Origin of the sequence: Isoptericola croceus (assembly GCF_029382255.1) — a bacterium.
Classification (GTDB): Bacteria; Actinomycetota; Actinomycetes; order Actinomycetales; family Cellulomonadaceae; genus Isoptericola; species Isoptericola croceus.
On sequence record NZ_JARLLG010000015.1, the window covers coordinates 38,288 to 46,877 of the forward strand.

Sequence of the window (8,590 nt, forward strand, 5' to 3'; positions counted from 1 at the left end):
GCTCTCGGTCGCGAACCAGTCGTCACGGCGCACTGGGTCTTGACCAACGCATCCACGACACTCTCGAAGAGCCGAAGTGAGGGGACTGCTGCACAGATAGGTGACACGCTGGTGGTCGGTGTTCGGCAAGAAGCGCGGGACCAAGGGCGGCAAGAGGCCGGGCCCGCCCGCGCACGACGACCTGGTGCGCCGGGACTTCACCGCGACCGCGCCGAACGAACGGTGGCTGACCGACATCACCGAGCACCCCACGAGCGAGGGCACGGTCTACCTGTGCGCGATCAAGGACGTGTACTCGAACCGGATCGTGGGGTACTCCATCAGCGACCGCATGAAGTCCTCGCTGGCTGTGGACGCACTGAACTCCGCCGTCGCCAGACGCCGAGTTGAAGGCGCTGACGTGGCCAGATGCATCGTGCACTCCGACCGCGGGTCGCAATTTCGATCCCAGCGATTCCTGGCAGCGCTGCGTCGCCACGACCTGCGCGGATCCATGGGCCAGGTGGCCTCCGCCGGCGACAACGCCGCCATGGAGTCCTTCTTCGCACTGCTCCAGAAGAACGTCCTGGACCGGCACCGCTGGACCACCCGCGAGGACCTGCGCATCGCGATCATCACCTGGATCGAACGGACCAACCACCGGCGCCGCCGCCAGACCCGTCTCGGACGATTGACCCCCATCGAGTACGAAGCCATCATGACCACTCAGGTCGCACTCGCCGCCTGAGAACCGCTGTCACCTATCCGTGCAGCAGTCCCCTTCAACGCTCTACTCCCTTGAAGGCGAAATGCTATATAGGTGGCGTCAAGGTAGCCCCGCTTCACGGGTCTACCGCTGGACCCTGCGATCCTCAGCGCTGGGCGAACTGGACCTTGGTCGGCTGTACGACGTCCGCCCGCACGGCGAGCCCGCTGACGGTGAGCCGTTCGCCGTAGATGTCGGTGATCCTGATCGGGCCGCCGCACCCGCTGCCGTCCTCGGAGCGGAAGTAGTTGTACTCGGTACGTGTCAACGGCCGCCAGCCGCCCCCGGTCTCGACCTCCAGCTTCGCGACCGGGTTCCGGTGGTCGATTACCTGGATGGCGCACCAGTACTGGCTCGATCCGTCCTTGTACCGGATGGAGATCGTGTCGGTCGTACCGGGGCTCAGCAGGCTCCAGGTGATCGGGATCCGGCCGAGCATTGGATCGGCGAGCTCGGCGAACGCCTGCTTGCTGAGGTCGAGCTGCCCGGGTGCGCAAGGAAGGGGGCACACGTTGGTGATGCGCACCGTGACGGAAGCGCCGTTCGCCGCTTGGACGAGCACGTGTGCGCCACACGCCTTGGAGATCTCGTAGTCGGTCTCGTTCATCGCCGCGATCATCATGTCGTCGCTCGGGCCGAAGAGGCAGGCGCCGTTGCCGTCCGCGGCCTCGTAGTGGGTGGCGTCGCCCTCGTACGTGGTCCCGGGACGAATCCGTCCTGCAGACGCGGCCGTGGTCGACGACTCCCGCGGGGGGGTGGGCGACGGCCGCGCCGACGGGGCGGACACGCTGGCCGTCGGAGTCGGGGTATCTGTGGGGGTCGGGGTTGCCGTGGGGGTCGGCGTGCCCGTCGGGGTGGGGGTCGGGGTGCTCACCTGTGGGGTGGTGGCGGGGGCGGCCGCGGTGCGGGTGGAGTCGTCCGCGCCGTCGGAGAATGCCGCCATGACCGGGTATGAAAGGCCGCCCACGACGGCCACCGCGACCACGGCGCCCCACACGAGCCGATACCAACGCCCGCTCTGCCGCGCGGCGTGCCTCACCGTCTTCATGTGGGTCCGTTCGGAGGATCGAGTCGGCGGCGCGCAGCTCAATGACCACAAGCCGCACAAAGGGTACCAAAGCTTCATCAACGGCCGCGGCTCCCCCACCGCCGACGACGACCGGCTGTTCAGCGTGCCGCGGTCCGACCGAGCCGGCCGACCAGATCCGGCTGCGCGCCGTCGCGGGCGAACACCGGAATGACCTCGATCGGAGTGTCGACGGTGAGCCACTTGCCGCCGTCGTACGTGGTGCCCGACCAGAGATCGGTCCAGGTCGCGCCTTCGGGCAGGTACACGCTTCGGCTGGTCGCATGCGGCTCCACGATCGGCGCGATAAGGAGGTCAGGCCCGAACATGTACTGGTCCGCGAGATCCCAGCACGTGGCGTCGCGGGGAAACTCGTGGAACATCCCGCGCATGACCGGCTGGCCGTTCGTGTGCGCCTCCGTCATGAGCCGGCGCGTGTACGGACGCAGCGCCTCCCGCATGCGCGTGTAGCCGACAAGGATCTCGTAGACCTCCTCGCCGAAGCTCCAGAGCTCGTTCCCCGCTCCTGAGCGGGCGCGGGGAGAACCATCAGCGCTCGTGACCTCCTCGTAGGGCTGGCGGTCGCCGTGCATGCGCATGACGGGGCAGAACGTGCCGAACTGGAACCAGCGGACGAGCAGGTCGCGGAAGTCCGGGTCGTTGACGTCACCGTTGTGGAACCCTCCGATATCAGTGGTGAACCACGGGATCCCCGCGACCCCCATGTGGAGGCCCGCGGTGATCTGCCGGCGCAGGTCCGTATAGCTCGAGTGGATGTCGCCCGACCAGACGAGGGCGCCGTACCGCTGGCTACCTGCCCAGGCACAGCGCAGAAGGTTCACGACCTCGTCCTGGCCCGCCGCCCGCTGGCCCTCGTAGAACATCCGCGCGAACGCCTGCGGGTAGATGTTGCCCACCTGCAGGTTCGAACCCTGGTGGTAGCGGTAGTTGTCGAAGTCGTAGACGCCGTACTCAGGCTCGGCCTCGTCGAGCCAGAAGAGCTGGATACCCAGGTCGTGGTAGTTCTGGCGGCAGATCTCCCACACCACCTCCCGGGTGCGCGGGTTCGTGGGGTCGAGGAACATGCTGGGTCCCTGGAAGTTCATCTGCACGTCGAGACCCCGCTCGGTCCGGACGAGGAGGTTCTCCTTCTTCAGACGTGCGAAGTTCTCCGACTCGACCGAGACCTGCGGCCACACCGAGACCATGAGCTCGATGCCCAGCTCGCGGAGCTCGGCGACCATGGCCGCCGGGTCGGGCCAGAACTCCTCCTCGAAGCGGAAGTCGCCCATCTTGGGCCAGTGGAAGAAGTCGGCGACGATCACGTCGAGGGGTAGGCCGCGACGCTTGTGCTCGCGCGCCACCTCCAGGAGTTGTTCCTGGTTCCAGTAGCGCAGCTTGCACTGCCAGTAGCCGAGTCCGTACTCGGGCATCATCGGTGCGTGCCCCGTCGCGTCCGCGTACGCGGCGCTGATCGCGGCCGGTGAGCTGTTCACGGTGATCCAGTAGTCGAGCTGCTGGGTCGACTCCGCGACCCACTCCGTGCGGTTGGCGGCGAAGGTGGCCTGCCCGATCGCCGGGTTGTGCCAGAGGAAGCCGTAGCCGGCGCTGGACATCACGAATGGCACGCTGGCCTGGGAGTTGCGGTGCGCCAGCTCGAACGTCGATCCTTTGATGTCGAGGATCTCCTGCTGGTACTGCCCCATGCCGTAGAGCTTCTCGCCGGGGACCGGCTCGAACGCGGCGCGCAGCCGGTGGTCGCCGCCGACCACCGGCCGGAACTCACGAGCCTGCAGCTTCAGGGAACCGCCCTCGTCCAGCTCGCGCAGGACGGTCCTCCCGGCGGCGTCGCGGAACTCGACAGTGCAGCGGAACACCTGGTACCCCGCCTGCTCGTCGTAGAAGTCCCTGGCCCGGAGCACTGCCGTGACGTCTCCGTTGGTCAGGGTCGCGACGCTGCCGTCGACCGAGACCGTGACGGGTACCGTCTCGGGCTCGAGCAGGGCGAAGTCCGTGTCGAACACGTCCGAGGCCGGAGCGCTGCGCACGCGGAGCGAGTTGCTGCCCCAGGCCTGGACCTTGAGCGTCTCGCCGTCGCCTCGCCAGGTGACGTGGTCCGGGCCGGTCTCGAATGTGTCCATCGGGTCGAATCTCTTTCGTGTCTGGTTTCCTGGTATCTGGCCGCTGGGTCAGCGGCCGGATGCCGGGCTCGGGTGCGGGCGGGAGGGGGCGGCCGGTGCCGTCAGTCCTTGACGGCTCCGGCGGTCACGCCTGCGGCGATGTACTTCTGGGCGACGACGAGCAGCGCCGCCGCGGGGATCGAGGCGACCACGGCTGTGGCCATCATCGGACCCCATTCCTGGTTCTGGGCGCCGATGTAGTTGTAGATGCCCATCGTGATCGGGCGCAGCGATCCGCCCTCCCGGTCGAGCGTGGAGGCGAACAGGAAGTCGGACCAGGCCCACAGGAACGCGAAGAGGGCGGCTGTGATCATCGAGTTTCGTGACATCGGCAGGACCACGGACCGGAACGTCCGCCATGCCGACGCGCCGTCGAGCTGTGCGGCCTGCATGAGCTCGCGAGGGATACCGGTCATGAACGCGGTCACGAGCATGACCGCGAACGGCACCGCGATCGTCGAGTCCGCCAGGATCAGGCCCGGGACGGTGTTGAGGAGCCCGATGCGGCTGTAGATGGAGTAGAACCCGAGCGACATGACGACGGCGGGAACCATCTGCGCCACGATGAGCATGAAGTTGAGCAGCCTGCGTCCGGGTACCGCCAGCTTGGCCAGCGCGAAGGACGCCGGCGCGGCGACCAGGAGGGTGACCAGCACAGTTCCCAGGCCCACCAGGAGGCTCGTGCCCAGGTACGGCAGCTGCTCCCGGAGCACTACCACATAGTGCTCGGTGGTGAAGTCGAACGGCAGGAGTTCGCCCCGGCGGATGCTCTCGCGCCGCGTGAGCGAGACGTTGACCATCCAGTAGACCGGGAAGAGCATGATCGCGGTCAGCAGGACTGCGACGGCGATGGTCCACCACGAGCGGTTCATGTCAGTCCTCCTGCTTGCGCTGGACGGCGATGTAGACGAACCCGAACACCAGGGCGGCGAGCAGCAGGATCGTGCCCACGGCCGACGCCTCGGAGTAGCGGATGACCGCCGAGGTCCCCTTGCCGAACGCCATTCCGTACGACCACGTGGCCAGGGTCTGGGAGCTCCCCGTGCCCGAGGTCATGATCCAGATGATGTCGACGACCTTGAGCGTGTAGACGAGGCCGAGCAGCAGCGCGATCAGCGTGACGGGCCGCAGCAGCGGGACCGTGATCCGCCAGAACGACTGCCACGGGCCGGCGCCGTCGAGCGCGGCGGCCTCGTAGAGGTCGGCCGGGATGTTCTGCAGGCCGGAGTACAGGATCACGAGATTGAACGGCACGCCGAGCCAGATGTTCGCGATCGTGACCGACAGCAGGGCGTTGTCGGCGTTCAGCCACCACACGGGGTCGGCACCGAAGATCCCGAGGAACGCGTTGAGCACGCCGGTGTCGGGGCTCATCATCCACTGCCAGGTCGTTCCGGAGACGATCACCGGCAGCAGCCAGGGAATCAGGTAGAGCCCGCGCAGGGTGGCCGACAGCCGGAACCGGCTGCGATGGAAGAAGGCGGCGAGCGCCAGGCCGATCGCGTACTGCAACACGATGGACGCCGTGGTGAAGATGACGGTCTGGCGCACCACGACCCAGAACCGCGACTGCGCCACCACTTCGGCGTAGATGTCGAACCCGACGAACGGCGCACCGCCGTTGACGAAGCTGAACCGGTCGAAGCGATGCAGGCTCATCACGACGTTCTGCACCAGCGGGTAGGCATAGAACAGGACGAGGTAGATCACGAGTGGCGCGACGAACGCGACGGCTGTCCACGTCGTCTTGCGCCGGGAGCGTCGGCCGTCCACGGGCGGGGCGGTGCGCGTGCCCTGTGGCGCGGCCAGCTCGGGAGTCGTCAGCAGGCTCATGGAGAACTCACCAGGTCTGGAGTCGGAGGGTTCGGGTGCGCCCGCTGGCGCGGGCGCACCCGTGGAGCGTCAGTAGCCGGACGCGTCCTGGAAGGCGGTTTCGACGCCGGAGGCGTCACCCGCGGCGTTGAGTGCGCCCTGCAGCGCCTCGGACAGCGAGGCGGAGACGTTGACGTACTCGGAGCCGAGCTCGGTCGTGCGCCCCTCGGCGCCCTCGATCGGTGCGACCCACGGCTCCCAGAGCGGGTTGGCCGCGACCTGCTCGGCGCGCACCTCGGGCTTCGCGTGCAGGTAGCCGAGCGTCTCGTTGGTCGTGAGCGCCGCCTCGCCCTCGGTCAGGCAGGCGATCACGGCCGCGGCATTCGCGTAGTGGTCGGAGGCGTCAGTCGTCTGGATCGGGGCGACGGCGAACTCACCCCCGGTGGGCACGGGGGCGACGCCGCCGTCCTTCGCCGGGATCGGGATGACTCCGGTCTTGAAGTCGGTGTCCGCCGCGGCCGAGGCGAACCATGAGCCGTTCTCGGCGAACGCGTAGTCGCCGGTGAGGAACAGGTCCCAGGCCGCCGACTGGTTGTCCGTGGCGGCGGAGCGCGGCGCCCAGTCGTTGCCGATCCAGCCCGACAGCAGCTGCCCGGCGGAGACCGCCTCGGGCGTTCCGATGTCGGAGAGGTCCGCGCCGGATCCCCAGAACCAGGGCAGGAACTGGAAGACGCCCTCTTCGCCCGCGATGCCGGAGAAGGTGATGCCCTTGCCCCCGGCCGCGACGGTCTTCTCGATGGCCGCGTCGAGCGAGGCCCAGTCGGTGATCGCCGCCGGGTCGACTCCCGCCTTCTCGAGCTGGTCCGCGTTGTAGTAGAGCCCGAGCGCGTTGGAGCCGAACGGGACGCCGTACTCCACGCCGTCGACGACGCCAGGTCCCATGAGGTTCTTGTCGATGCCTGCCGTGGCGATGCCGGCCTGCTCGGCGGTCGCGAGCAGCTGGGCAGCCGCTGCCTCCGGCATCATCGGGTTGTCCAGGACGACCACGTCAGGTGCCGTGCCCTCCTTGACCGCGGTCGTGAGCTGGTTGAGCAGGTCGGTCTGAGGCGCGCTCGTGCGCACGATCGTCGACCCGTCGGGCGCGCACGACTTGACGTGCTCGTCCCACGGCGTCCCCTCCGTGTGCTGGGGGTACGGGTCCCAGAAGGTGATCTCGGCCGTGGTGGAGCCCTCGGACGCGTTGCCGCTGGCACCCGGCTCCGGCGTCGAGCCGCCGGCACATGCCGCCAGGCCGAGACCTGTCGCCAGGGCAATGCTGAGGCCGAGGCCCCGACGCACCCTTGTCGTCGTTGTCATCGCACGTTACCTCTCCGTTGAGACGGACCGTTTCGGTCCTCGTGGTCCGCGGGGCGCCCGGCATTCCTGAGCCGCTGCTGCCCCTGACGGGGCATTCGACGACACCGCTGCCGGTCTTCCGCCGCTCTCGGCGAACCGGTTCGCTGATCATGCCAGCGCGAGCGAGAGAGGTCAAGGCGAACCGGTTCGCTGAGGTAGCGACAAGACCCGCCGGATGCCATCGGCACACGGCGGGACCCGTTCTGCGGCCGAACCGCTACGCGACGGTTGCGACGCTCCCGCGCTCGATGAGCCGGGGAGCGACCAGCCGCGCTTCCGCCGGGGCGTCCGGAGAATCGATCCGGCGCACGAGCATCTCGACGGCGGCATGCGCGACGACGTCCGGGCCGGACTCGACGGAGGTGAAGGGCAGGGCGTAGAGCCTGGCGAGCTCGGCGGAGTGCAGGGAGACGACGCTGCGGTTCTCGGGGACGGCGAGACCCGTGTCATGGAGTGCGAACTGGAGCATCGCGGAGGCCGCGTCGTTGTGGACGATCAAGGCCCTCGGCCCGTCCGCCCGTCCCAGCTCGTCCCGGAGGGCCGCCCGCACCTGTTCGGGAACCACCGAGCACGAGAGCGGTTCGAGACGCATGCCGCGCTTGCCTGCCCGTTGGACGGCCGCACTCGCAAACCTGATCGCGTAGGTGCTGCCCGCGGCGTACAGGTCGTCGGGCCACCGGACGAAGGTCGCTTCGCGGTGGCCGCGGTCCGCGAGATGGTCGACCAGGAGGCGGGCCGCGGCGGCGAAGTCGAGGTCGACCGAGTCGATCCCCCGCGCGTCCTCGGGCATCCCCACGAGGACCGCTGGATATCCCGACTCCGCGATGGGCTCCAGGCGGGGGTCCCCTTCGACGACGCTGAGCAGGACGAGCCCGTCGACCTGACGGCCCGCGATGGCCTTGCGGACCGCCGCATCGCCGTCCGGCTCGGTGAGGAGCACGACGGCGTACCCGCTCTCGCGCGCCGCGTCCGAGAGCGCCACGAGATAGGTGGCCAGCGCCGGGCTGAACTCCGCCTCGTGGAAACGCACCACCACACCGAGCGTCATGGTCCGTGCGGTCGCCAGAGCGCGGGCACCGGCGTTCACCGAGTAGCCCAGGTTGGTGATGGCCGCCTCGATCTTCTCGCGCGTCTCCGGGGAGACGAACTTGCGCCCGGTCAGAACCGAGGAGACCGTGCTGCGCGACACCCCGGCCTCGCGAGCCACGTCGCCGATCGTTGCCAATTGAGTGCCCCTTTCCCCCAGGGCGATCCCACCCCGTCCGGCGAGCGTACCGGTTCGCCACGTCCACCTCGTGCAAGGCGGCCGACGGCGATTCGCCGTCGGCCGCCCAGGTCAGACGGGGACAGCCGTGGCCCCGGGGACCCGCCCCCGGGGGCCCGCCCGGTGTG

The 8,590-nt window shown here is 68.8% G+C and carries 6 protein-coding genes and 1 pseudogene; 1 reads left to right on the forward strand and 6 read right to left on the reverse strand.

Annotated features, from left to right (window positions below):
- Nucleotides 1-112 precede the first annotated feature (112 nt).
- Nucleotides 113-727: pseudogene (locus PZC42_RS20330) on the forward strand (IS3 family transposase); the annotation flags it as partial.
- 124 nt (nucleotides 728-851) lie between these two features.
- On the opposite strand, the gene PZC42_RS20335 reads toward PZC42_RS20330, so the two are convergent.
- From PZC42_RS20335 to PZC42_RS20360, 6 genes are all read right to left on the reverse strand, one after another.
- Nucleotides 852-1,793, reverse strand: a complete 942-nt coding sequence (locus PZC42_RS20335; RefSeq protein WP_277213844.1) for an expansin EXLX1 family cellulose-binding protein — start codon at nucleotides 1,791-1,793, stop codon at nucleotides 852-854.
- A gap of 119 nt (nucleotides 1,794-1,912) precedes the next feature.
- Nucleotides 1,913-3,952, reverse strand: a complete 2,040-nt coding sequence (locus tag PZC42_RS20340) for a glycoside hydrolase family 31 protein (RefSeq protein WP_277213846.1) — start codon at nucleotides 3,950-3,952, stop codon at nucleotides 1,913-1,915.
- A gap of 101 nt (nucleotides 3,953-4,053) precedes the next feature.
- A complete protein-coding gene (locus PZC42_RS20345) occupies nucleotides 4,054-4,863 on the reverse strand; it encodes a carbohydrate ABC transporter permease (RefSeq protein WP_277213848.1) in 810 nt (269 codons plus the stop codon).
- Between the two features lies 1 nt (nucleotide 4,864).
- Nucleotides 4,865-5,824: a carbohydrate ABC transporter permease gene (locus PZC42_RS20350; protein WP_277213849.1), complete on the reverse strand. Its 960-nt coding sequence runs from the start codon at nucleotides 5,822-5,824 to the stop codon at nucleotides 4,865-4,867.
- Between the two features lie 69 nt (nucleotides 5,825-5,893).
- Nucleotides 5,894-7,159 (reverse strand): ABC transporter substrate-binding protein, encoded by a 1,266-nt coding sequence (locus PZC42_RS20355; RefSeq protein WP_277213850.1) that lies wholly within the window; start codon nucleotides 7,157-7,159, stop codon nucleotides 5,894-5,896.
- Between the two features lie 256 nt (nucleotides 7,160-7,415).
- The gene (locus PZC42_RS20360; protein WP_277213851.1) at nucleotides 7,416-8,405 is read right to left on the reverse strand and encodes a LacI family DNA-binding transcriptional regulator; all 990 of its coding nucleotides are present in this window, start codon (nucleotides 8,403-8,405) and stop codon (nucleotides 7,416-7,418) included.
- Nucleotides 8,406-8,590: the final 185 nt, after the last annotated feature.

Bases quoted from the DNA above. Each gene is read 5' to 3' on its own strand.
- PZC42_RS20335 (WP_277213844.1), bottom strand. From the start codon at position 1,793: ATGAAGACGGTGAGGCACGCCGCGCGGCAGAGCGGGCGTTGGTATCGG.
- PZC42_RS20340 (WP_277213846.1), bottom strand. From the start codon at position 3,952: ATGGACACATTCGAGACCGGCCCGGACCACGTCACCTGGCGAGGCGAC.
- PZC42_RS20345 (WP_277213848.1), bottom strand. From the start codon at position 4,863: ATGAACCGCTCGTGGTGGACCATCGCCGTCGCAGTCCTGCTGACCGCG.
- PZC42_RS20350 (WP_277213849.1), bottom strand. From the start codon at position 5,824: ATGAGCCTGCTGACGACTCCCGAGCTGGCCGCGCCACAGGGCACGCGC.
- PZC42_RS20355 (WP_277213850.1), bottom strand. From the start codon at position 7,159: ATGACAACGACGACAAGGGTGCGTCGGGGCCTCGGCCTCAGCATTGCC.